Below are 21,128 nucleotides of genomic sequence, written 5' to 3'. Positions count from 1 at the left end.
TCAAACCGAACCCGGCCGTCCGGCAAACGCCGTTTAGACGGGCGGACCGCCGGCGGAAGGTTGCGACAGGATCGCGCTCAACAAGCCGGGAAAGCGGGCGTCGATGTCGGCGCGGCGCAGCGTGTTCATGTGGGTGGTGCCGGTGCTCTCCGTGCGCACCAGCCCCGATTCGCGCAACACCTTGAAGTGGTGCGATACGGTCGACTTCGGCCGGCCACCATCGAGTTCGCCACAGGTGGCGCTGTCCACGCCAGCCAGGTGGCGCACAATTTCCAGGCGTATCGAATCGCTGAGCGCGTAGAGCACGCGTTCAAGGACGAAATCGCTGGCGACGGGATGTTTATAGGGACGCATCGGCGACATCATACACCTTCAGGTATAATCGTTCCATAGTTCGAATGTATTCGAACTACCGTCCAACCGATCCGTTAGCTCTTTTACAAAGGAAATCCATGTCCGCCCTCTTCCAGCCATACACCTTGAAGAACGTCACGCTGCGCAACCGCATCGCGGTGCCGCCGATGTGCCAGTACTCGGCCATCGACGGCCTGGCCAACGACTGGCACCTGTCGCATTACGCCGCCATGGCGCGCGGCGGCGCCGGCCTGGTGATCGTCGAGGCGACCGCCGTCGCGCCGGAGGGACGCATCACGCCCGGCTGCACCGGCTTATGGAACAATGAACAGACACAGGCGTTCGTGCCCATCGTGCGCGCCATCAAGGCCGCCGGCGCGGTGCCGGGCATCCAGATCGCCCACGCCGGCCGCAAGGCCAGCGCCAACCGCCCGTGGGAAGGCGACGATCACATCGCCGAAGGCGATCCGCGCGGCTGGCAGACCATCGCGCCGTCGGCCATCGCGTTCGGTGCCAACCTGCCGCAGACGCCACGCGCGATGACGCTCGACGATATCGCCCGCGTGCGCCAAAACTTCGTCGACACGGCGCGCCGCGCCGTGGAAGCCGGCTTCGAATGGCTGGAGCTGCATTTCGCCCACGGCTATCTGGCGCAGAGTTTCTTCTCCGAGCATTCCAACCAGCGCGACGACATCTACGGCGGCAGCGTCGAAAACCGCGCCCGCTTCCTGCTCGAGACGCTCAAGGCCGTGCGTGAGGTGTGGCCGGAACACCTGCCGCTGACGGTGCGTTTCGGCGTCATCGAATACGACGGCCGCGACGAACAAACCTTGCTCGATTCGATCGGACTGGTGCGCCAGTTCAAGGCGGCCGGCATGGACATGATCAGCGTCAGCATCGGTTTCACGATTCCGCAAACCTCGATTCCGTGGGGGCCGGCCTTCCTCGGGCCGATCGCCGAACGGGTGCGCTGCGAAGCCGATGTGCCGGTGTCGTCGGCATGGGGCTTCGGCACGCCGGCCATCGCCGAGCAGGTCGTACGGGACCGGCAGCTCGACCTGGTCATGGTCGGCCGGGCGCACCTGGCCAATCCGCACTGGGCCTATTTCGCCGCCAAGGAACTCGGCGTCGAGCGCGCGTCGTGGACGCTGCCCGCCCCCTATGCGCACTGGCTGGAACGGTATTGATGGCCGGATCGAGTCCGGGCAGTTGAATGCGCTGTGGCGCATCGCGCCGCCGGTACAACTCGCCCTGCTGTACTGCGGCGGACAACGATCGGACAAGCGACGTTCACTTCCGACTACAATTGCGGACACGTGCGAGCTTTCTCGACCCGACCTGGAGATACCGAATGACCGCTGCCCACCGCCTGCCCTCAATCAACGCGTCTATATCCGCAGGAATTGTCGCGTTCATCCTTGCAGGCGGTTTGTCGACGGCGCAAGCGCGGGAGGCCCAACAAGTCGCGCGTCAATTCGACGTGCCCGGCGCATCGTCGTTCGCCATATATCGTCCGGAGTCGATCAAGCAAGGAACGCCGGCCCCGCTGGTGTTCCTGCTGCACGGAAGCTCGGGCGAAGGCACATCCATACTCGGCCGCTCCAACCTGAAGGCCGCCGCCGACAAATACGGCTTCATTATCGCGGCGCCGACCGGCGCGATACGGCTCGCCCAGGGATTTGCATGGAATGTACCTGGCGTGGTGACGACCGACGGTACGGCTCCCGGCGCGGGGGCCAGGGACGACGTGAAGTATTTGCTATCCATCCTGGATATCCTTACCGAACAAGGTCTGGTGGACCGCAGCCGCGTCTATGTGAGCGGTTTCTCCGGTGGCGGCCGCATGGCGAGCTGGCTGGGATGCGTCGCGTCGACACGCTTCGCCGCCATCGCCCCGGTGGTGGGCCTGCGCGCGGGGGCGCCGCTTAAGTCGAACCCGCGCACACCCGACCCGGATAGCTGCCGGCCTGGCGCGGCCGTTCCCGTCCTGGCGTTTGCCGGGAACAGCGATGCAACCAACCCGATCGCAGGCGGCGGCGCCAGCTATTGGCAGTACTCCATGCATGCCGCTGAAATGCGATGGGCGGGACTCAATAGCTGTGAACGCCCGCCTGTCACACGACGGGTCTCGGCAACCGTGTACCAGGAGCTCTACGACGGGTGCCGGGACGGCGCCGTGGTAAGCGCCTATATCACCGAGGGCGGCGGCCATACCTGGCTTGCCGATGAAGACGTCATGTGGGCGTTCTTTGCCGGCTATGCGCGCGCGGCCGATGGCAGATTGCTGAAAGTCGACCATCCCGATCTTTCGCCGGCGCCTCGAAAATGACGCTGACGCTGCGGTCGATTTTACTTGCCGCTTTCGCGCTGTGTTTATCGGCCTCGTCGACATCTGCGCCCGTCGTGGCGCCCGGCATGGGGCACGATCTACGCGATGGTGCTGCGGGAAACCGCCGTGTCGACTATCTTCCGCGCGGCGTCACCGAAGTACTGGCGGAGGCACGCTCACATCCCGAATTGGCCGTCGAACAGCATTTGCTCTTGGCGTATCAAGCCGATTTCAGGTTTTATCTGGGCGCAACTGAGCGATTTTAAAGAAAAATGATTACGTGCATTGGCAATTTTGAGAATTGCGGTGCACGTGCGGACCACGGAGAATACAAGTCATCCTCTGGAGACCAGCCCTTCAACATCACATCGTCGCAAGCGCGCTTTCACCGGCACCGGTCCTTTTTTGCGAACCAAAATGCAAGAGATATACAAGAAGGCGCTGCTGGCACTGATCCTCCTCGTGGCCGCAAATGCGCTGATGGTGTCTTTTTTCACGTATCGGAGCTATCGCTCCCTTTCCCTGTTGCCTTTGGCGGGAGACGGGATTCGCCTTGAAAAGACCGGTTGGACCGATAGCGGCATGGGCGGCACCTCGATCGTCCGCATCCACGATGACCAGGCGGACACACTGCGTTTCGACATGAAACTGACGAAAGCGGTGGAATTCCCATCCGCTATCGCCGACCTGGTGCTCGTCGACGCGAAAGGACGGCAAGTGCTGGCGGACTGGTCGCAGTACACCAGCGTCACCTTCCTGGCCAAATGCACTCCCACCAATTCGATGGTATTTTCCATTACCACCTTCGACGAGAAGATCTCGAACAAGGCCGACTTCCAAACCTACCGTGTGCCGGCCACCTATTTTTCCTGCAATAAGCACGGAGTGCCGGTTTCCCTGGACCTGACCCGGCTCGCCCTGCCCGACTGGTGGCTCAGCAAGATGAAGCTGGCCATGTCGAGCCGGGGTTATGCCCTCGACAAGGTGGCAAAGATATCCTTCGGCGCCAATTTGACTAGTCCTGCGGATGTCGACTCCGAAGTGGAAATCAGCGAACTCGCGCTGCATGGTCGCGACTACCACGCTTTCGCATCGCTGGCCGTGGCGCTGTTGGCCAGCTGGGCCGTATTTGCGGTCTGGTTTTTCCGGGCACATTCCCGCGCGCTGGTCGCCGGGGTGGCGACCAGCCTGAGAAACGATGTTCCCTTGGCCGCCTACCGTCAATTAACCCTGGAACCGTATAAGGATAAGGAAAAGGCGGGGCTTCTGAAGTACATTGCCACCAATTACACCGATACCGACCTGGTCCTGGAGTCGGTTGTCACCGCGACCGGAGTCAACCGAACCAAAGTCAATGATCTATTGAAATCGGAACTGGGCATGACGTTCACCGGCTACCTGAATAAATTGCGGCTGACGGAAGCGGCCCGCCTGCTGTCCGAAAATAGCAGCGCCGCGATCCTGGAGATAGCGTATTCCGTTGGTTACGCCAATGTTTCCTACTTCAATAAGTTGTTCAAGGAAGAATACGGCTGCACGCCGAAAGTGTTTCGATCGATTTCGGCGCAACAATCGGCGCCCGGCGAGGATTTTGCGGCACACTCCCCGCCCTGACTCTCTTCCACTCCTGACAGTGGCGATCGCAATTTCTGCAGTTTTATAGCGGTTTCGCCTCTACCGTTAGATTCTCTGGGTTCCTCTCTTTATGCTCGGGCTGTCGGTCCATGTCATCGCGGGTATTTTTTCCGTCGCGGATTTGGACGATGTTCCCCACATTTTTTGAGAGTGATTTAGAAATGAAAACAATACAAGAGACACACAGACCCCTGATCCCGGGCAAGGCCATCATGGCCGCCGCCGCAGCCGTGACCCTGTTCGTTGGCGCGACAGGTAATTGCTGGGCTCAAAAGTCTGAAGGCCTGGCCGCGACCCCGCAAATGGGCTGGAACAGCTGGAACAAATTTGCCTGCGAAATCGACGAGCGCCTGATCCGCGAGACCGCCGACGCCATGGTCAAGACGGGCCTGAAGGACGCCGGCTACCAGTACGTGAACATCGACGATTGCTGGCAAGGCCAGCGCGACGCCGACGGCAATATCCAGCCCGACCCCAAGCGCTTCCCATCCGGCATCAAGGCGCTGGCGGACTATGTGCATGGCAAGGGACTCAAGCTGGGCATCTACTCGGACGCCGGCGCCACCACCTGCGGCGGCCGTCCCGGCAGCCGCGGCTACGAGTATCAGGATGCGCGGACCTATGCGAAATGGGGCATCGACTACGTCAAGTACGACTGGTGCGACACCCCGGGCTTGAACGCGGAAGCGGCCTACACCACGATGCGCGACGCGATCGCCAAGGCGGGCCGTCCGATGGTGTTCAGCATCTGCGAATGGGGCATGAGCAAGCCGTGGGAATGGGCCGGTCAGGTCGGCCATTCGTGGCGCACCACGCCCGATATCTATAACTGCTTCGACTGCCAGTTCAGTCCCGGTTTATCGACCGGCCTCGGCGTGCTGCGCATCCTCGACAAGCACGCCGACGCAAACCTGCGCAAGTTCGCCGGACCCGGCCGCTGGAACGATATGGACATGCTCGAAGTGGGCAACGGCATGAGCGAGGATGAAGACCGCACCCATCTGTCGATCTGGTCCATGATGGCCTCGCCACTCATCCTGGGCAACGACCTGCGTTCGATGTCCGAGTCGACCCGCCGCATCCTGACCAACCCCGGCGTGGTCGCGGTGAGCCAGGACAAACTGGGTGTGCAGGCGCTGCGCGTCCTGGTCGACGGTCCGTTGGAGGTCTATGCCAAGCCGCTCGACGGCGGGGATTGGGCACTGATGTTCCTGAACCGCTCCAACCAGCCTGCCGACGTTCAACATGACTGGAAGAAGCAAGTCCTGGTGGATGACCTGAGCAAAAGGTCGGTCAATTTCAAGGAGAACGTCTACCGCTGGTCCGACCTGTGGAGCAAGAAGACGGGTGACACCAGCGCCAAACTGCAGGCGAAGCTGGCGCCGCACAGCGTGCTGATGCTGCGCCTGAGCGGCCCTGGGAAGCCATAGGGCAAGCCAGTCCGTCGCCGCGCACAGTCCGGCGGCGGATGGGCTCAGGGCGAAACTGAACGGCTCCAGCGGTCGCCCGGCTGCTTAAAGTACTTCTCGGTCACGTAGCCCCACGGCATGGCGATCGGGATGATGACGACGAGCCCGACCGCAAACAGGTTTTCCAGCATCGCCTGGTCGAGCGGGCCGGCGCGCCAGGCCGGCAGTGCGACGATCAGCAGCCAGATGCTTTTCCAGGTCAGTTCCCACAACAACACCGGCAGCATTTGCAGCGGATAACGGATGCCCAGCGCGCACAGCAAACCGAACGCCGCCAGCATGCAGTTGACGAAGCCTTGCGCCAGACCCCATGGCTGCTCGTGGTGGATCACGCCGGGCCAGATCACCAAACCCAGGCCGACAGCGATGATCAGGTACACGACTCTCAACATATATAAACGGGTCAGCGATACTGCTTGCATGGGGAGCTCCTTGAGATTGGGTTACTCGACTTCTTTCAGAATTTTTTCAATAGCGACGATGCGGGACTTCAAATCAGCCAGCGCGGCGGCCGTTTCAGCCTGCGCGGCCATGCTGCGTTCGGCCAGCTGGCGATAATCGTTGTCGCTTTGCTGGCGCAACTTGGCTTGCTTGATCTGCACGATGAAGCGCATGCCGAAGATCAGCAGCACCGTCACCGGCACCAGGAATATCGTCAGCAAGTAGATGGGTTCGGACATAAAAAAGCCTCTATGGTTCGAGATTGGTGGACAGGGACTGCGCCGCCTCGGCGATCGAGGACGGCGTGAGCTGCAGGCTGAAATCAGGCACTTCAAAATAATTCAGCGCCTTGCCGTCGGCGGACAATTCCAGCTTGCTTGTGACCAAGCCGGCGTCTTCCAGTTTTTTCAGATGCAGATGCAGCAACGGACGGCTGATACCAAGTTCGCGCGCCAGCTGGCTGACATAATTACGCCCGCCGGACGTCAGTGCTGCCACGATGCGCAACCGGTGCGGATTCGATAGCGCCGACAGCATTTCCAGTAGCTGGTCTCCGGTCGGGGTGGGCGTTTTCGATTTCATGTGTAAACAATATCTTACACGTGACAGCGAGTCAAACTTTAATTTCAAAAATCGCGAGATGGGTCGCCCTCCCCAAGTCGCCTGGACCTACCTCACTCGATGCCCATCCGAGACGCACTTCGGACTACAATCAAGGAATCTGCGAGTTTTCCCTATTGAGCCTGGAGACCGAATGACCGTTGCCAACCGCCTGCCCACGATCTATGCATTGATATCCGCAGTAATTGTCGCACTCTGCCTTACAGGCGGTTCGGCGGCAGCGCAAGCAAAGGGGGGCCAACAGGTCGAGCATCAAATCGACGTGCCCGGCACATTGCCGTTCGCCATGTATCGTCCCGAGACGGTCAAAGCGGGAGCGCCGGCCCCGCTGGTGTTCTTGCTGCACGGGAGCTCGGGCGAAGGAACATCCATCCTGAACCGCTCCAACTTAAAAGCCATGGCCAACAAGTACGGCTTTATCATCGCGGCGCCGACCGGCGCGATACGGCTCGCCCAGGGATTCGCGTGGAACATACCCGGCGTGGTGACCGCCGGCGGCGCGGCGCCCGGCGCTGGCGACCGTGACGACGTGAAATATCTGCTGTCGATCCTCGACTTGCTAGCCGAACAAGGACTGGTCGACCGCAGCCGCGTCTACGTGACTGGCTTTTCCGGTGGCGGGCGCATGGCAAGCTGGCTGGGATGCGTCGCATCGACACGTTTCGCCGCCATCGCCCCGGTGGTGGGCCTGCGCGCGGGCGCGCCCCTTGCGTCGGACCCGCGACAACCCGACCCGGATAGCTGCCGGCCGGAATCCCCTATTCCCGTTCTGACGTTTGCCGGCGACAGCGATACGACCAACCCGATTGCAGGCGGCGGCGCCAAATATTGGCAGTACTCCATGCATGCCGCTGAAATGCGCTGGGCGGGACTCAATCGCTGTGAACGCCGCCCCCTCACACGACGGGTTTCGGCGAGGGTTTACCAAGAGGTCTACGATGGCTGCCAGGACGGCGCCATGGTCACCGCCTATATCACCGAGGGAGGCGGCCATGCCTGGCTTGCCGATGAGGAAGTCATGTGGAAGTTCTTCACCCGCTATGCCCGCGCTGCGGATGGCAAATTGCTGACAGGCGACAGTCCCGACGCTGCGCCGGCGTCTCGACAATGAGACGCGCGCTGCGCTCTGTTTTCCTTGCCGCATGCACCCTGTGTGTAGCGGCCCCATCGACGTCGGCGCCCGCTCTGGTGGCCGGCGTCGAACCGCTCGAATTACGCGTCGCCGTGGTGTCCGATGGCCGCGCCGACTACTTCGTCCGCCTGCTCGAAGAGTCGTTGAAGCTGATCAAACAACCCTACCGTATCCAGTACGTCAAAGACATTCCCGCCCGCCGCATGTGGTGGATGCTGGGTAAGGGCGATATCAATCTGTTTTACGGCATGCAGTCGAAGGAAAAGGATAGCAGCAAGGAGCTCGTTGCAGTGCGTAACGCGCTGACCAATGGACTGATCGGCCAGCGTGTGCTGTTAATCCGTCGGACCGATACCGAAGCCTTCGCACAGGTCCGATCCGTTGGCGATTTGAAGCGCACCGGACTCATCGCCGGGCTCGGGGCCGGCTGGCACGACGCCAAGGTGTTCAAAGCGGCCGATTTGCCGCTATACGAGCACACCGCGCCATGGCGCACGATTTACGCGATGGTCGCTGCGGGGAACCGCCATGTCGACTATCTTCCACGCGGCGTCACCGAGGTATTGGAAGAGGCGCGTGCACATCCGGAATTGGCTGTGGAGCAGCATTTGCTGCTGGCGTACCAAGCCGACTTCGTTTTCTATCTCGACGCATCGGCCGCCCGCTATCGCCCGATTCTGGAGCGGGCCTTGAGGCAGGCCGAAATGACCGGACTCAAAGCACGGCTGATCGAAGAGACGTTCGGCGCCGATATCAGGGCGCTAAAACTGAACGGCCGGCTGCGCCTGAACCTGCAATAGCGCCCGCGGCCCGATATCTCGATACGGCGCCATCGCCAACCTCTCAACCTTTGGTCATTTTCCGCGACGGAAACTGGTCCGCGCGCCGCTGCTTTTGCGCCGCGAGGCGGACCGACGGGCAGGCTTGTGCGTGTGCTTCTTCGTCTCGCCCGCTTCAGCGCGCTGCTTATTGACGATACGCGATGCCACCTCCTCCTCCCTGCCCTTGTAACGCCCCTCCTTCTTAAATTTCCGTTCGATCTTTTTGTATTCTCGTTCGCGCTTCGGATTGGCACCTGTCGGCATGACGCTCTCCCTTAAAAAATGAAATTCAGGATACTTTTTGACAGATCCGCTGTATGCGAAGTGCCTCACACTTTGCGGAATAAAAATGAGTGACGGCCGGGGTTGTCATGCGATCTGCACGCAGAACGAAATTGTGCGAACCAACGCACAGTACGCCTGCGAAAAAGCCGGAAAGATGGTGTCACACCCATTGAAAGGAACCATGATGGAGAAACCAAATCCCAGCAGGCGCGCGGTCGTCGGCGCTGCGGCAACCGGTCTTCTCGGCGCGGCGATGGCGCCGTCGCTGGCGAAGAGCGGGGCTGACGCCGGCGCCGATATTCCGCCGATAAATCCGCTCACCGCCTACCCCGCGCCGCCGTTTCCGAAGCAGCAGCAGCCCTGGCCTGGCTTGACCAGCAAGATGAATCCCCGCCCCGACCATGGCGAAACCAGCTATAAGGGTTCGGGGCGGCTCAAGGGCCGCAAGGCGCTGCTGACGGGAGGCGATTCCGGCATCGGCCGCGCCGCCGCGATCGCCTACGCGCGCGAGGGCGCGGACGTGGCCATCAACTACCTGCCGGCGGAGGAAGCGGATGCGCGCGAAGTGGTGGCGCTGATACGCGCCGAGGGCCGCAAGGCGGTCGCCATCCCCGGCGACATCAAGGACGAAGCATTCTGTAAAAAACTCGTGGCCGATGCCGCGCGCGAACTGGGAGGCCTGGATATCCTCGTCAACAACGCCGCGCGCCAATTCTCGCGCGACTCCATCCTCGACATAACCACTGCCCAGTTCGACGAGACCTTCAAGACGAATGTGTATGCGATGTTCTGGATCACCAAGGCCGCCGTGCCGCTGCTGAAGCCCGGCGCCACGATCATCAACACCGCCTCTGTTAACGCCTACGAGCCAAGCGAAAACCTGATCGACTATGCGGCGACAAAAGGCGCCATCATGATTTTCAGCAAGGGACTGGCCAAGCAACTGGCGCCAAAAGGCATCCGCGTCAACGTGGTCGCGCCCGGGCCGTTCTGGACGCCGCTGCAAGTCACTGGGGGCCAACCGCCGGATAAGTTGCCGGAATTCGGCGCCGATACGCCAATGAAGCGGCCGGGCCAGCCGGCGGAGCTGGCGGGCATCTTCGTGCTGCTCGCTTCGAACGAATCGAGCTACGCGACCGGCCAGGTGTATGCCGCAGTCGGTGGCAGAGGCGGCCCGTAAATCCTGCTGGTACCCAGCCGATATGGGATCGGGGCCTCCCCCGCCATGTATCCAGCAAGGTGAGTGACCGCTTACGGCAGGGGCTTAAACGATGAGCGCGGCCCTTGCAGGATTACTTGTTGGTCGATGTGGCGCCCGAAGGCGGCTGCGCGGCCGATTGCGGGTCGGTTGAAGAAGGCGCTGGCGGCGCACCGGTCGTGCCGGCCGGGTTGGCGTCGCGCGTGGTGCCACCGGCGGTGGTGCCGGGTTTGCTCAATTCGGGGTCGGGCACCGCGCCCGGATTGGTGGCCTGGCTGGCCGTAGGCGCCTGCGCCGGCACGTCTTCGGCTTTCTTGTTGCAGCCGGTCAGGACGGCAACGCCGATGGCGGCGCCCAAAAACAGTTTTGCGGCGGTGGTCAAACTGGTCATTGGCATTCCTTTCAGAAATATAGGAGTCAGTGCGGTGCGCACTGGAGAGATGCTGTTTGAGGGACCAGTGTGGTCCAGGTATTTAGATGGCTCTGTGCGGCAAGTCACCGAGACTGGTTGAGCCCGGGCGGCCAGACCACGATTGCCATTCCTGCCGGCACCAACGCTAGAATACCGCCGCCAACGCCGCTCCTGGCCGGTAGACCCACCCGGTAGACGAAGTCGCCGGCGGCATCTGAGGTGCCGCACTGACCACCAGAGGCTTATTCTCATCCGTTTGCAACGCAATCCCAGCGTTGCCGATCATGAAATCACTCCCACTCTGATATTTTTTATTTAAGCCATTGCCTGCGGCGTCCCTCCCCTCCCCCATATCCACAACAGATCGAGAACGCCTGGCGGACGCGGCAATCGAGATTATTGCTGCGGCAGCACGCCTGCAAAAGACGGATAGCACCAGCCGCAAAAATGCAATTGCCGGATATTGCGGCCGCACCGCATTCCCTAAGATGGCACCAACCGAGCGCGTTATCGCCGGTGCCCAACGAGGAATGAGGATACGCTTGATGAAAAATACGACACATGAGCAGGAAGGCTATGTGCCCCTGCTGCAGTTCCCGCGCACGGATGGCTCCCGCACACCCTACAAGGTGTACAGCTCGCAAGAGGTCTACGACCTTGAACAGGAGCGCATCTACCGCGGCGAGACCTGGAGCTTTCTCGGGCTGGAAGCGGAGATTGTCAACAACGGCGACTACAAGAGCACTTTTGTTGGCGATACGCCGGTGGTGATGACGCGCACCGAAGACGGTACGCTGGCGGCCTGGGTGAACAAATGTGCGCATCGCGGCGCGATCGTGTGCCGCACGCCGCGCGGCAACGCCACCTCGCATAGCTGCGCCTATCACCAATGGAGTTTCGATACGCGCGGCAACCTGCTGGGCGTGCCGTTCCGCCGTGGACAGAATGGCGCGGCCGGCATGGCCAAGGATTTCGATCCGAAATGCCACGGCCTGCGCCAGTTGCGCGTCGAAAGCTACCGCGGCCTGGTGTTCGCCAGCTTCAGCGCCACCGTCGAGCCGCTGGCCGACTACATCGGCGCCGAAATGCGCCCGTGGATCGATCGCATCTTCCACAAGCCCATCGTCTACCTCGGCTGTACGCGCCAGTATTCGAAGTCGAACTGGAAACTGTACCTGGAGAACGTCAAGGATCCCTACCACGCCAGCTTGCTGCACCTGTTTCACACCACCTTTAACATCTTCCGCGTCGGCATGAAGGCGCGGTCGATCGCCGACAAACGCCATGGTTTGCACAGCATTATCACGGCCACCAAGAACGAAGTCGAAACCTCGGATGCCTACAAGGAACAGGCGATCCGTTCGTTCGACGAAGGCTTCTCGCTGGAAGATCCGTCCGTGCTCGGCCAGATCAAGGAATTCGACGAGATGACCACCAACCACATCCAACCGATCTTCCCGCAGTTGGTGGTGCAACAGATCCACAACACGCTGGTGGCGCGCCAGCTGCTTCCCAAAGGGCCGGGCCACTTCGAGCTGATCTTCCATTTCTTCGGTTACGCCGACGACACGCCCGAACTGCGCGCCTTGCGTATCAAGCAGGCCAACCTGGTCGGCCCGGCAGGCTATATCTCGATGGAAGACACCGAGGCGACCGAACTGGTGCAACAGGGCACCGTGCGCGATGCCGATGCCTGCTCGGTCATCGACATGGCCAAGGACAATCCGGACCAGGAAGACACGCTGATCACCGAAAGCCTGATCCGCAAATTCTGGCTCGGCTATCAAAAGCTGATGGGCATCGGCTCAATCGAGAAAGCTTAAGCGAGGACGCTATGACGGAAAAAATGACATTGTGGTTTGAGCTCCACCAGTTGCAGGAAAATTATATCCATGCGCTCGACAACGACCGCCTGGAAGACTGGCCGGAATTCTTCACCGACGACTGCCTGTACGAAATCGTGCCCCGCGAAAACGCCGAGGCCGGCCTGCCGATCGGCGTCATCTACTGCGACAACAAGAAGATGCTGCGCGACCGTGTGCTATCGCTACGCCACGCCAACATTTACGAAGCTCACACCTATCGCCACATGACGTCCGGTCTGGTCTTCAAAGCACTGGACGACAACACCGTCGAAACGGAATCGAGCTACGTGGTGATCCAGACGCTGCAAAACGGCGAGTCCTTCGTCTACCAGGCCGGACGTTACCTCGACCTCGTGGTCAGAACCGCCGCCGGTTGGCGCTACGCCAGACGGCGCGTGATTTACGACACGCTGCGCGTGCCCACCCTGCTGGCCACGCCGATCTGAGGACTGCCATGAGCGATTGGTTCGATGTCGGCAGCGCCGACGATTTCGGCGACGGCAAGGTGCGGCCGGCGGTGGCCGGCGGGCAAGCGGTGGCGGTGTTTCGCCTCGGCGATGAATTGTTCGCGCTGAAAGACCTGTGCACCCACGGGAACGCCAGGTTGTCCGACGGCTATATCGAGGATGGCTGCGTGGAGTGCCCGCTGCATCAGGGCACGTTCGATATCCGCAGCGGCGCGCCGCGCTGTGCGCCGGTGACCGAAGCGGTGCGCAGTTTTCCGGTACGGGTGACGGCAAGCCGCGTCGAGGTCCGTGTGGCCGCCGCCGCGAAAGAAACAGCGGCGCCGACGGTGCGGCAACTGCAGGCGGAGATCGTCGCCATCACGCGCGCCGCACCCGACGTGGCGGTGCTGCAACTGCGTTGGGAAGGCGCCGGTCTGGCTTACCAGTCCGGGCAATACGTCGATGTGTTGCTGGCCGACGGTCAGCGCCGCAGCTATTCGATGGCCACACCCGCCGGCGCAGACCAATCCGTACTGGAACTGCATGTGCGCCATCTGCCGGGCGGACTGTTCACCGACCGCGTGTTCGGCGGTATGCGGGAGGGAGAATGGTTGCAGCTGGAAGGTCCAGGTGGCAATTTCCATTTGCGCGATGGCTCCGGCCCCATCATCCTGCTGGCCAGCGGCACCGGATTCGCCCCGATCAAGGCGCTGGTCGAAGAGGCGATCGCCAGCAATAACAAGCGGCCGATGCGTCTGTATTGGGGCGGGCGCAAACCGGCCGATCTCTATATGGATGCGCTATGCCGCGACTGGGCCGCGCGCCTGGCGTGGTTCGATTATGTACCGGTGCTGTCCGAAGTGGACGATGCCGGAGGCTGGAGCGGACGTACCGGCTTCGTCCACCACGCGGTCATGCGGGACATTCCCGATATGCAGCGATATCAGGTGTATGCCTGCGGCGCACCGGTGGTGGTGGAAGCGGCGCGGCGCGATTTCACCGGCAGCTGCGGCTTGCCTGACACGGACTTTTTTGCCGATGCGTTCTTGTCCAAGGCGGACAGCGGCGCAGGAAAAACGCTGCACCTAACCCAAGGCGGGCCACCATGCAAAACCTGAATGAAGACACCATTACCCCGGCCGTCATCGCGCAAATCGCCAACACGCCGGACCCGCGACTCAAGCATGTCCTGACCAGCCTGGTCCAGCATCTGCATGGCTTCGCGCGCGAAGTGGCGCTGACCGAGGACGAGTGGTCGAGCGCGATCGGGTTCCTGACGCGCACGGGCCAGATGTGCGACGACAGGCGCCAGGAATTCATCCTGCTGTCCGACACCCTCGGCTTGTCGACACTGACGATGGCGATGAACAACCGCAAACCGCAGGGATGCACGGAGTCCACCGTGTTCGGTCCCTTCCACGTCGACAACGCGCCGGCATACGAGCTCGGCGCCGACGTCGCCAACGGCGCAAAGGGCGAGCCGTGCTTCGTTTCCGGGGTGATCCGTGGCATCGATGGCGCTCCAGTGCCGCATGCGCGCATCGAAGTTTGGCAAGCCGACGAAGAAGGATATTATGACGTTCAATATGACGGACTGGACAAATTTCAAGCGCGCGGTGCCCTGGCGTCCGACGGCGACGGGCGCTACCACTTCCGTTCCATCGTGGCCGAACCGTATCCGATACCGCATGACGGTCCGGTCGGCGACATGCTGCGCGCGACGGGCAGGCATCCCTGGCGGCCGGCCCACCTGCATTTCATGATCCAAAAGGAGGGCTACCAAAGGCTGATCACCCATGTCTTCCGCCAGGGCGGCACCTATCTCGATTCGGATGCCGTTTTCGGCGTGCGCTCGTCGCTGATCGCCGACTGGGTACGGCATGAACCGGGACGGGCGCCCGACGGCTCGACGATCGACACCCCGTTTTACACGCTTGAATACGACTTCGTACTCAATCCCGCGACCGGGTCCGATCCCGGAGCGCGCCCATGATCAGGCAGGAGCGTCACATGTTGGGATTCACCTATCAAAGCCGCATGCCGCGCGTGGTCTTCGAGCGCGGCGCGCTGCGCCATCTGCCGCGCGAGGTGGAACTGCTCGGCGCCACCAGGGCGCTGGTGCTGTCGACGCCAGACCAGATGCGGCAGGCCGAAATGGTGGCCGACATGCTGGGAGCGCGCTGCGCGGGCATCTTCGCCGAAGCGGTCATGCATGTGCCGGTTGAAACGGCGCGCGCCGCCCGCGACGCGGCGCGCCGACTCGGGGCCGATTGCGCCGTGGCCATCGGCGGCGGCTCCACCATCGGACTGGGCAAAGCCATCGCGCTGGAATCGGGCTTGCCGATCCTGGCGATACCGACCACCTACGCCGGTTCGGAAATGACGCCGATCTATGGCATCACCGAAGCGGGCGTCAAGAAAACCGGCAAGGACGTGCGCGTGCTGCCGCAGACCGTGCTCTACGATCCGGACCTGACGGCGACGCTGCCCTTCTTGCTGTCGGTGACGAGCGGCATCAATGCGATCGCGCATGCCGCCGAAGGCTTGTACGCGCAGGACGGCAATCCGATCATGGACCTGCTCGCGCTGGACGGCATCCGCGCGCTCGCGCAAGGATTGCCCAAGCTCAAAGACAAGCTGGACGACACCGAGGGACGCGACGTATGCCTCTACGGCGCATGGCTGTGCGGCACGGTGCTGGGCAACGTCGGCATGGCCCTGCACCACAAGCTCTGTCACACGCTGGGCGGCACATTCAATCTGCCGCACGCGCAGACGCATACGGTGATCCTGCCGCATGCGCTGGCGTACAACGCCCGCGCCGTCCCCGGCATCATGCGCCGTATCGCGGACGCGCTTGGCGTGGACGAAGCCGCCGGCGGGATATGGCGGTTGGCGCGGAGCCTCGGCGCGCCGGTCGCGCTACGCGACATCGGCATGCGCCATGAAGACATCGCACGCGCGGTGGATTTGGCGATGACGGCCACCTACCCCAATCCCCGGCCCTTGGACGCCGCCGCGTTGCGCGCTCTGCTCGAACGCGCGTTCGCCGGCGAAGCGCCCGATATTGACGAATGAGAACCCGCGCTACGATGAAACGTCCCCTGCTTTCTCCCGACCTCGTGGTCATCCTTTCCGGCGTGACGGCCGCGCTGCATGTGGGCAAGCTGCCACCGGCGCTACCCGCGCTGCAAGCCGCCCTGGGCGTTTCGCTGCTGCAGGCAGGCTTCCTCCTGTCGATGGTGCAGCTCGCCGGCATGACGCTGGGCCTGGCGGTGGGGCTGACGGCGGATGGCCTCGGGCTGCGGCGCAGCATGCTGGCCGGGCTGTCGATCCTGGCGGCGGCCAGCGCCCTGGGCGGCTGGGCGCAGGGTGCGTCCGATCTGCTGTGGTTGCGCGCGTTGGAGGGCTTCGGCTTCCTGCTGGTGGCCTTGCCGGCTCCAAGCCTGATCCGGCAGCTTGTGCCGATCGAACGCCTGAGCGTGAAGCTGGGTCTGTGGGGCACCTATATGCCGTTGGGCACGGCGGTCGCCCTGCTCGCCGGGCCTTGGGCGATTCACGCTTTAGGTTGGCGGGGCTGGTGGTGGAGCCTGGCGATTCTCTCCGCCATCATGGCCCTGTGGATGGCGCTGTGCGTGCCGGCCGATGGTCAGCGCCGGCAGGCGCTGCCCAAGTCCCAAGACAAGGACAAGGCCGGGCTGATGCCCTGGTGGCAACGCCTGCGCCAGACACTTCGCGCGCGCGGCCCGTGGCTGGTGGCGCTGTCTTTTGCCGCCTACTCCGGGCCGTGGCTGGCCGTGATCGGCTTTTTGCCCTCCATCTACGCCCAGGCCGGGATCTCGGGCGGCCTGGCCGGGGCGCTCACGGCGCTTGCGGCGGTCTGTAATGTGCTGGGCAATGTTGCCGCCGGCCGCCTGCTGCACCGGAAGGTACGCCCCCCGCAGCTCCTTTACATCGGCTTCGGCGCCATGGCGCTGGGGGCCTTCCTGGCCTTTGGCTTGCCCGGACACGAGCTGCCCTTGCTGCGCTATGCGGGGGTGCTGCTGTTCTCCGGGGTCAGCGGCCTGGTGCCCACCACCTTATTTGTGCAGGCGGTGCGTCTTGCGCCCAGCGAGCAGACCGTGTCCACCACCGTCGGGTGGATGCAGCAGTGCTCGTCGTTCAGCCAGTTCGCCTATCCCCCGCTGGCGGCCTGGGTGGCCGGCGCCGTCGGCGGCTGGCAGTGGACATGGGCCGTCACCGGGGCGGCCGCGCTGTTGGGCGCGGCGCTCGCCAGCCGGATCGCCAGGGAACGCTAGACAGCTTCGGCGTCTGCTTCGGAATGGGGTCCGATCATGCGTTCATCGATCGCCTTGGTCAGCGCCGCAAGAAAGAATTTGCTTGCGACACTTATATGGCGGCGTGAAGCGTAGAGCGCATAGATAGGAATCGATGGCGGCCGCCAGTCCGGCGCCACGAGACACAGCCGGCCTTGCTCAAGATCGGCATTACACAGCGCGCGCGGCAGGCGGGCAATGCCCAGTCCGGACAAGGCCGCCTCACGGATCGCTTCGAGATTGTCGCTCGAGAAGCGGATATGGACATCGATGTCCGCTTCGGCGCCTTGCGGGCCGATCAAATGCCACTGCGACGAGTGATCCAGCGAGCCCCAACCGATGCCATCCATTCCGTCCAAAGCATCGGGATCAGCGGGATTGCCCGCCGCCTCGACGACCGCAGGCGCGGCGACCAGGCAATACGGAACCGTCGCCAGCCGGTGCGCCACCATGTCCGAATCGGGCAACGCTTGCGTCGACGGCAGCAGGATCAGGTCGAAAATCTCCGTTGACGATTCGACCGGGCCCTTGGTGGTGGACAGGAAGATGCGCACCTGCGGATAGGTGCGCGCGAATTCGGCCGCCACGTGGCCCACGATCGATGATGTCAGCGCCATCGGGCTGGCGATGCGCAGGACCCCATGGGGTTCGGACGCGTTGCCGTGTATCGCCACCATCGCGGCATGCATTTCGGCGCGTATGGCGCTCCCGTGCTGATACACCTGCCGGCCGCTTTCGGTGACTTCGAAATGGCGCGAATTGCGCAGGATAAGGGTGGCCCCCAATATCGCTTCCAGTTCTGAAATCCGCCGGCTCAGGCGCGATTTCGTTACCCCCGTGCGCAGACTCGCCGCACTGAATCCCCCGGCGTCGACCACCTCGGCGAACAGCGCCAGATCGTCGGCGACAACGGTTAACTTTCCCATCTGTTCCGGGCCGAAAGGCAACGGACTCGTGCGGCGGCTCATGTTGCAGTTTCCTTCCTGCGGCAGCGCCCTCCGAGGAGAACACCGTCGTCCGGTTTAATCGGTGCTTGCATTGTACGGCAGCTGGGATGGCATCGTCCCAAGAATAGGACTTTGCATCCCGAAATTGACGATTGCCTGCAACGATGTGTCCTCGCTACATTGGAAGCCGGAAGACAAAAAAACAACCTGAATGCCATAACTAGGCGGGAGACCATCATGTACCGAACCATAAAATCAAAAGCCCTTTGCGTCGCAAGTCTTTTTGTCGCAGGACAGGCAAGCGCGCAATCGGGTACGCAAATCTATGGCTTGATCGATATGTCCATGTATTCGCAGCAGCTCAGCGGACAGAGCCGCGTCAACTCCCTGACGAACGGGAACGTCTCAAGTTCGTACATCGGCTTTCGCGGCAGCGAGGACCTCGGCGACGGCATCAAGGCGTCCTTTCAACTGGAAAGTTTTTTCCGGGCGGACACGGGTGAAATCGGCCGGGGTGGCAACACCGACACGTTGTTTCACCGCCAGGCATGGGTAGGCCTGTCGAGCGCAGAACTGGGCACGTTGCGCTTGGGACGCACGGTGTCGCCCGGCTGGCAGACCATCATCAAGTACGGCCCTTTCGGCGGTCCGGCCAACATTTCACCGATCGTGATGCAGACCTACCAACCGAGTTCCATACACCCGATGATGACCTCGCGTGGCGCCTCGGACGGGCAATGGGCGAACAGCGTCAGCTATTCGTCGCCGGTGTTGTCGGGGTTCTCGGTCATGGCGGTGTATGCGCCGGGTGAAAACAGCTCCGGCGGGCGCCGCGCGGGTGCGATGCTCAACTATGAGCAAGGTCCTCTCGGGGTCGCCGTGGCGGTCGAGAAACTCAGCGGCATGTCCTTGCAGGCCGGGGCGCCCGCTCCCCAGTTGGTGACGCAAGCACGGCCCAGCTACGTGGCGACCGACGATTCGACCGTCAATGCGGCACTCTCCTACGATTTAACCAGCGTCAAGCTGTTCGGCCAGGTCGCGCGCACCAATCTGACGAACACCACTTCGTCGGAAATCAAGTTCACCACGACCCAACTGGGCGCATCGATTCCCTTGGGACCGGCCCGGTTCACCTTGGCCTGGGGCCGCACGGAAAAACAACAAACCGCGACCGGCGATCTGAGACGCGACACCGTCAGCGCCGCTTACGCCTACTTTCTGTCCAAACGCACCGACGTCTACGCGGTGTACCTGAACGACAAGGTGACCAACCTTAGTCGCGGCAACGGCCTTGCCCTGGGCTTGCGCCACGTCTTTTAAACCATTTACCTCACATCGAGAGCTCCATGAACACAAAAGAAGTTGTATTTGAAACGCCATTGGGCAATTTGCGCGGACTGAATCAAGACGGATTGCTTGCCTTCCACGGTGTTCCCTATGCCATGCCCCCCGTGGGAGCGAGGCGCTTTGCGCCGCCGGCGCCGGTGCAGCCTTGGGTCGGCGAGCGCGACGCGCGGCAACGCGGTGCGATCGCTCCGCAGACACCATCGCGCCTGGCCGTCGCCACCGGCGACTTCGACGAACCGCAGGATGAAGACTGCCTCACGCTGACGGTCTGGACGCAAGGCGCCGATACCGCGCGCAGGCCGGTGGTCGTCTGGTTTCATGGGGGCGCTTACACCAGCGGCGCCGGCTCGTTGTCCTGGTATGACGGCAGCCGCCTGGCAAGCGAAGGCGATATCGTCGTTGTCAATGTCAATTCCCGCCTTGGCGCGCTGGGCTATCTGTATGCGCCCGGTGTTTCCCCGGGCAATCTTGGCCTGCTCGATCAAGTGGCCGCGCTGGAATGGGTCAAGCGTCATATCGCCGCTTTCGGCGGCGACCCCGGCCAGATTACCGTGATGGGTCAATCGGCCGGGGCGCACGCGATCGGGCTGATGCTGGCGCGGCCGGCTGCCAAGGCGCCGCTGGCACAACGGGCGATTTTGCAAAGCGCCCCCCTCGGCGTGACGCTGTATGATCATGACAAGGCCAATGAAATCGGCCGCTTCTTCCTTCGCGCACTGGGTATCGATCCCGATGATCCGCGCGCGCGGGAGCTGGCCTGCCAGGTGTCCACAAAGGCGATACTCGATGCGCAATCCGCGACCACGCTGCACGTCGTACAACAGTCGAGCCCGGGAGAGCCGGGCGCGCTGCCTTTCATTCCCGTGGCTGACGGCGTCATCTTGCCCAAGCCGGCGCACATGGCATCGGCGTTGAAAGACGCAGCCGCCAGGATCGATGTTCTCATTGGCACGACGCGCGATGAGGCCACGTGCTTTTTCTACAGGAACCCGGCGATCCAGGCCTTGACGCGCGCCCCTATTCCAGAGGCGGACGCGGCCAGGCTGGCCGCTCGGCGCCCGGGCGCCTCTCCGGGGCGGTTGCTGATGGACTTCGTCTGCGAACAGGTTTTCCTGTGGCCATCGCTGGACTGGGCACGGCACGCCGCGCAGGCCGGACGCAGCGCCTACCTTTACCAGTTCGACTGGGCATCGGCGAATAAGGACCTGGCCGCCACGCACTGTCTTGAACTGCCTTTCGTCTTCGGGACCAGGGAGGCGTTTGCCGATGCGCCGATGATGGCCGGCGCCGACGCCGGGCGGGCCGACGCGCTGTCGGCGGCGATGCGCGCAAGCTGGATTTCGTTCATTCGCACTGGCAACCCTAATCATGCCGGCATACCGCCATGGCCGCAGTTCGAGCCGGCGCGGCGCGCCACCATGCGCTTCGACGACGTCACCGGCGCCGTCGGCGATCTCGCCGGCGATAGCTGGCGTGCGGCGCCTGCCTCTTAAACAACTATTAAAACATC

General features: G+C 62.7%; 23 protein-coding genes and 1 pseudogene. 16 read left to right on the top strand and 8 right to left on the bottom strand.

What is annotated here, in order from left to right:
• Positions 1-33: 33 nt before the first annotated feature.
• On the bottom strand, positions 34-354 hold the full coding sequence (locus NHH88_15730; GenBank protein ID USX17161.1) for a helix-turn-helix domain-containing protein: 321 nt from the start codon (positions 352-354) through the stop codon (positions 34-36).
• Positions 355-452: 98 nt separating this feature from the next.
• On the opposite strand from NHH88_15730, the gene NHH88_15725 reads away from it, so the two are divergent.
• The 5 genes from NHH88_15725 to NHH88_15705 all read left to right on the top strand — a co-directional run bounded on the left by NHH88_15725 (position 453) and on the right by NHH88_15705 (position 5,748).
• A complete protein-coding gene (locus tag NHH88_15725) occupies positions 453-1,541 on the top strand; it encodes an NADH:flavin oxidoreductase/NADH oxidase (protein ID USX17160.1) in 1,089 nt (362 codons plus the stop codon).
• Between the two features lie 164 nt (positions 1,542-1,705).
• Positions 1,706-2,683, top strand: a complete 978-nt coding sequence (locus NHH88_15720; protein USX17159.1) for a hypothetical protein — start codon at positions 1,706-1,708, stop codon at positions 2,681-2,683.
• Positions 2,680-2,949: a hypothetical protein gene (locus NHH88_15715; GenBank protein ID USX17158.1), complete on the top strand. Its 270-nt coding sequence runs from the start codon at positions 2,680-2,682 to the stop codon at positions 2,947-2,949. Before NHH88_15720 ends, NHH88_15715 begins: the two co-directional genes overlap by 4 nt.
• 151 nt (positions 2,950-3,100) lie before the next feature.
• On the top strand, positions 3,101-4,297 hold the full coding sequence (locus NHH88_15710; GenBank protein ID USX17157.1) for an AraC family transcriptional regulator: 1,197 nt from the start codon (positions 3,101-3,103) through the stop codon (positions 4,295-4,297).
• 182 nt (positions 4,298-4,479) lie between these two features.
• Complete coding sequence (locus NHH88_15705; GenBank protein ID USX17156.1) at positions 4,480-5,748, top strand: glycoside hydrolase family 27 protein; 1,269 nt, start codon at positions 4,480-4,482, stop codon at positions 5,746-5,748.
• Between the two features lie 44 nt (positions 5,749-5,792).
• Here the strand turns inward: NHH88_15705 and NHH88_15700 are convergent, their stop codons facing one another.
• Genes NHH88_15700 through NHH88_15690 form a run of 3 tightly spaced genes read right to left on the bottom strand, consistent with a single transcriptional unit; the run spans position 5,793 to position 6,810 of the window.
• Positions 5,793-6,209, bottom strand: coding sequence for a hypothetical protein (locus tag NHH88_15700; GenBank protein USX17155.1), 417 nt, complete (start codon positions 6,207-6,209; stop codon positions 5,793-5,795).
• A gap of 21 nt (positions 6,210-6,230) precedes the next feature.
• A complete protein-coding gene (locus NHH88_15695) occupies positions 6,231-6,467 on the bottom strand; it encodes a hypothetical protein (GenBank protein ID USX17154.1) in 237 nt (78 codons plus the stop codon).
• Positions 6,468-6,477: 10 nt separating this feature from the next.
• On the bottom strand, positions 6,478-6,810 hold the full coding sequence (locus tag NHH88_15690) for a helix-turn-helix domain-containing protein (GenBank protein USX17153.1): 333 nt from the start codon (positions 6,808-6,810) through the stop codon (positions 6,478-6,480).
• 172 nt (positions 6,811-6,982) lie between these two features.
• Between NHH88_15690 and NHH88_15685 the strand changes: the two genes are divergently transcribed.
• Both NHH88_15685 and NHH88_15680 read left to right on the top strand, forming a co-directional pair.
• The gene (locus NHH88_15685; GenBank protein ID USX17152.1) at positions 6,983-7,960 is read left to right on the top strand and encodes a prolyl oligopeptidase family serine peptidase; all 978 of its coding nucleotides are present in this window, start codon (positions 6,983-6,985) and stop codon (positions 7,958-7,960) included.
• Positions 7,957-8,781, top strand: a complete 825-nt coding sequence (locus NHH88_15680; GenBank protein USX17151.1) for a hypothetical protein — start codon at positions 7,957-7,959, stop codon at positions 8,779-8,781. Before NHH88_15685 ends, NHH88_15680 begins: the two co-directional genes overlap by 4 nt.
• A gap of 54 nt (positions 8,782-8,835) precedes the next feature.
• Here the strand turns inward: NHH88_15680 and NHH88_15675 are convergent, their stop codons facing one another.
• On the bottom strand, positions 8,836-9,066 hold the full coding sequence (locus NHH88_15675) for a hypothetical protein (GenBank protein ID USX17150.1): 231 nt from the start codon (positions 9,064-9,066) through the stop codon (positions 8,836-8,838).
• 274 nt (positions 9,067-9,340) lie between these two features.
• On the opposite strand from NHH88_15675, the gene NHH88_15670 reads away from it, so the two are divergent.
• Entirely contained in the window at positions 9,341-10,267 is a 927-nt protein-coding gene (locus NHH88_15670) for an SDR family oxidoreductase (protein ID USX17348.1), read from the top strand.
• Between the two features lie 112 nt (positions 10,268-10,379).
• Here the strand turns inward: NHH88_15670 and NHH88_15665 are convergent, their stop codons facing one another.
• A complete protein-coding gene (locus NHH88_15665) occupies positions 10,380-10,676 on the bottom strand; it encodes a hypothetical protein (GenBank protein USX17149.1) in 297 nt (98 codons plus the stop codon).
• 116 nt (positions 10,677-10,792) lie between these two features.
• A pseudogene (locus tag NHH88_15660) lies at positions 10,793-10,924 on the bottom strand (glutaminase).
• 318 nt (positions 10,925-11,242) lie between these two features.
• On the opposite strand from NHH88_15660, the gene NHH88_15655 reads away from it, so the two are divergent.
• The 6 genes from NHH88_15655 to NHH88_15630 are packed head-to-tail and all read left to right on the top strand — an operon-like array spanning position 11,243 to position 17,306.
• A complete protein-coding gene (locus NHH88_15655) occupies positions 11,243-12,520 on the top strand; it encodes an aromatic ring-hydroxylating dioxygenase subunit alpha (protein ID USX17148.1) in 1,278 nt (425 codons plus the stop codon).
• A gap of 23 nt (positions 12,521-12,543) precedes the next feature.
• Positions 12,544-13,008 (top strand): aromatic-ring-hydroxylating dioxygenase subunit beta, encoded by a 465-nt coding sequence (locus NHH88_15650; GenBank protein ID USX17147.1) that lies wholly within the window; start codon positions 12,544-12,546, stop codon positions 13,006-13,008.
• An 8-nt stretch (positions 13,009-13,016) separates the two neighbouring features.
• A complete protein-coding gene (locus tag NHH88_15645) occupies positions 13,017-14,126 on the top strand; it encodes a Rieske 2Fe-2S domain-containing protein (protein ID USX17146.1) in 1,110 nt (369 codons plus the stop codon).
• Positions 14,114-15,001 carry an intradiol ring-cleavage dioxygenase gene (locus NHH88_15640; protein USX17145.1) on the top strand — a complete coding sequence of 296 codons (888 nt, stop codon included), beginning with the start codon at positions 14,114-14,116 and terminating at the stop codon, positions 14,999-15,001. Before NHH88_15645 ends, NHH88_15640 begins: the two co-directional genes overlap by 13 nt.
• 17 nt (positions 15,002-15,018) lie before the next feature.
• Complete coding sequence (locus NHH88_15635; protein USX17144.1) at positions 15,019-16,086, top strand: maleylacetate reductase; 1,068 nt, start codon at positions 15,019-15,021, stop codon at positions 16,084-16,086.
• Between the two features lie 14 nt (positions 16,087-16,100).
• Positions 16,101-17,306, top strand: coding sequence for an MFS transporter (locus tag NHH88_15630; protein USX17143.1), 1,206 nt, complete (start codon positions 16,101-16,103; stop codon positions 17,304-17,306).
• Here the strand turns inward: NHH88_15630 and NHH88_15625 are convergent.
• Positions 17,303-18,292 (bottom strand): LysR substrate-binding domain-containing protein, encoded by a 990-nt coding sequence (locus NHH88_15625; protein USX17142.1) that lies wholly within the window; start codon positions 18,290-18,292, stop codon positions 17,303-17,305. The genes NHH88_15630 and NHH88_15625 overlap by 4 nt on opposite strands.
• A gap of 216 nt (positions 18,293-18,508) precedes the next feature.
• On the opposite strand from NHH88_15625, the gene NHH88_15620 reads away from it, so the two are divergent.
• Together NHH88_15620 and NHH88_15615 are read left to right on the top strand one after the other, a co-directional pair.
• Entirely contained in the window at positions 18,509-19,591 is a 1,083-nt protein-coding gene (locus NHH88_15620) for a porin (GenBank protein USX17141.1), read from the top strand.
• A gap of 26 nt (positions 19,592-19,617) precedes the next feature.
• On the top strand, positions 19,618-21,111 hold the full coding sequence (locus NHH88_15615) for a carboxylesterase family protein (protein ID USX17140.1): 1,494 nt from the start codon (positions 19,618-19,620) through the stop codon (positions 21,109-21,111).
• Positions 21,112-21,128 lie beyond the last annotated feature (17 nt).

The organism is Oxalobacteraceae bacterium OTU3CAMAD1 (assembly GCA_024123915.1).
GTDB lineage: Bacteria > Pseudomonadota > Gammaproteobacteria > Burkholderiales > Burkholderiaceae_D > Rugamonas.
Note: the sequence above shows the minus strand (reverse complement) of the source record. Positions and strands in the feature narration are given on the sequence as shown.

What these genes read in the sequence shown, in the direction of transcription:
- NHH88_15730 (USX17161.1), bottom strand. Translation starts at nt 354, where the DNA reads ATGCGTCCCTATAAACATCCCGTCGCCAGCGATTTCGTCCTTGAACGC.
- NHH88_15725 (USX17160.1), top strand. Translation starts at nt 453, where the DNA reads ATGTCCGCCCTCTTCCAGCCATACACCTTGAAGAACGTCACGCTGCGC.
- NHH88_15720 (USX17159.1), top strand. Translation starts at nt 1,706, where the DNA reads ATGACCGCTGCCCACCGCCTGCCCTCAATCAACGCGTCTATATCCGCA.
- NHH88_15715 (USX17158.1), top strand. Translation starts at nt 2,680, where the DNA reads ATGACGCTGACGCTGCGGTCGATTTTACTTGCCGCTTTCGCGCTGTGT.
- NHH88_15710 (USX17157.1), top strand. Translation starts at nt 3,101, where the DNA reads ATGCAAGAGATATACAAGAAGGCGCTGCTGGCACTGATCCTCCTCGTG.
- NHH88_15705 (USX17156.1), top strand. Translation starts at nt 4,480, where the DNA reads ATGAAAACAATACAAGAGACACACAGACCCCTGATCCCGGGCAAGGCC.
- NHH88_15700 (USX17155.1), bottom strand. Translation starts at nt 6,209, where the DNA reads ATGCAAGCAGTATCGCTGACCCGTTTATATATGTTGAGAGTCGTGTAC.
- NHH88_15695 (USX17154.1), bottom strand. Translation starts at nt 6,467, where the DNA reads ATGTCCGAACCCATCTACTTGCTGACGATATTCCTGGTGCCGGTGACG.
- NHH88_15690 (USX17153.1), bottom strand. Translation starts at nt 6,810, where the DNA reads ATGAAATCGAAAACGCCCACCCCGACCGGAGACCAGCTACTGGAAATG.
- NHH88_15685 (USX17152.1), top strand. Translation starts at nt 6,983, where the DNA reads ATGACCGTTGCCAACCGCCTGCCCACGATCTATGCATTGATATCCGCA.
- NHH88_15680 (USX17151.1), top strand. Translation starts at nt 7,957, where the DNA reads ATGAGACGCGCGCTGCGCTCTGTTTTCCTTGCCGCATGCACCCTGTGT.
- NHH88_15675 (USX17150.1), bottom strand. Translation starts at nt 9,066, where the DNA reads ATGCCGACAGGTGCCAATCCGAAGCGCGAACGAGAATACAAAAAGATC.
- NHH88_15670 (USX17348.1), top strand. Translation starts at nt 9,341, where the DNA reads ATGGCGCCGTCGCTGGCGAAGAGCGGGGCTGACGCCGGCGCCGATATT.
- NHH88_15665 (USX17149.1), bottom strand. Translation starts at nt 10,676, where the DNA reads ATGACCAGTTTGACCACCGCCGCAAAACTGTTTTTGGGCGCCGCCATC.
- NHH88_15655 (USX17148.1), top strand. Translation starts at nt 11,243, where the DNA reads ATGAAAAATACGACACATGAGCAGGAAGGCTATGTGCCCCTGCTGCAG.
- NHH88_15650 (USX17147.1), top strand. Translation starts at nt 12,544, where the DNA reads ATGACATTGTGGTTTGAGCTCCACCAGTTGCAGGAAAATTATATCCAT.
- NHH88_15645 (USX17146.1), top strand. Translation starts at nt 13,017, where the DNA reads ATGAGCGATTGGTTCGATGTCGGCAGCGCCGACGATTTCGGCGACGGC.
- NHH88_15640 (USX17145.1), top strand. Translation starts at nt 14,114, where the DNA reads ATGCAAAACCTGAATGAAGACACCATTACCCCGGCCGTCATCGCGCAA.
- NHH88_15635 (USX17144.1), top strand. Translation starts at nt 15,019, where the DNA reads ATGTTGGGATTCACCTATCAAAGCCGCATGCCGCGCGTGGTCTTCGAG.
- NHH88_15630 (USX17143.1), top strand. Translation starts at nt 16,101, where the DNA reads ATGAAACGTCCCCTGCTTTCTCCCGACCTCGTGGTCATCCTTTCCGGC.
- NHH88_15625 (USX17142.1), bottom strand. Translation starts at nt 18,292, where the DNA reads ATGAGCCGCCGCACGAGTCCGTTGCCTTTCGGCCCGGAACAGATGGGA.
- NHH88_15620 (USX17141.1), top strand. Translation starts at nt 18,509, where the DNA reads ATGTACCGAACCATAAAATCAAAAGCCCTTTGCGTCGCAAGTCTTTTT.
- NHH88_15615 (USX17140.1), top strand. Translation starts at nt 19,618, where the DNA reads ATGAACACAAAAGAAGTTGTATTTGAAACGCCATTGGGCAATTTGCGC.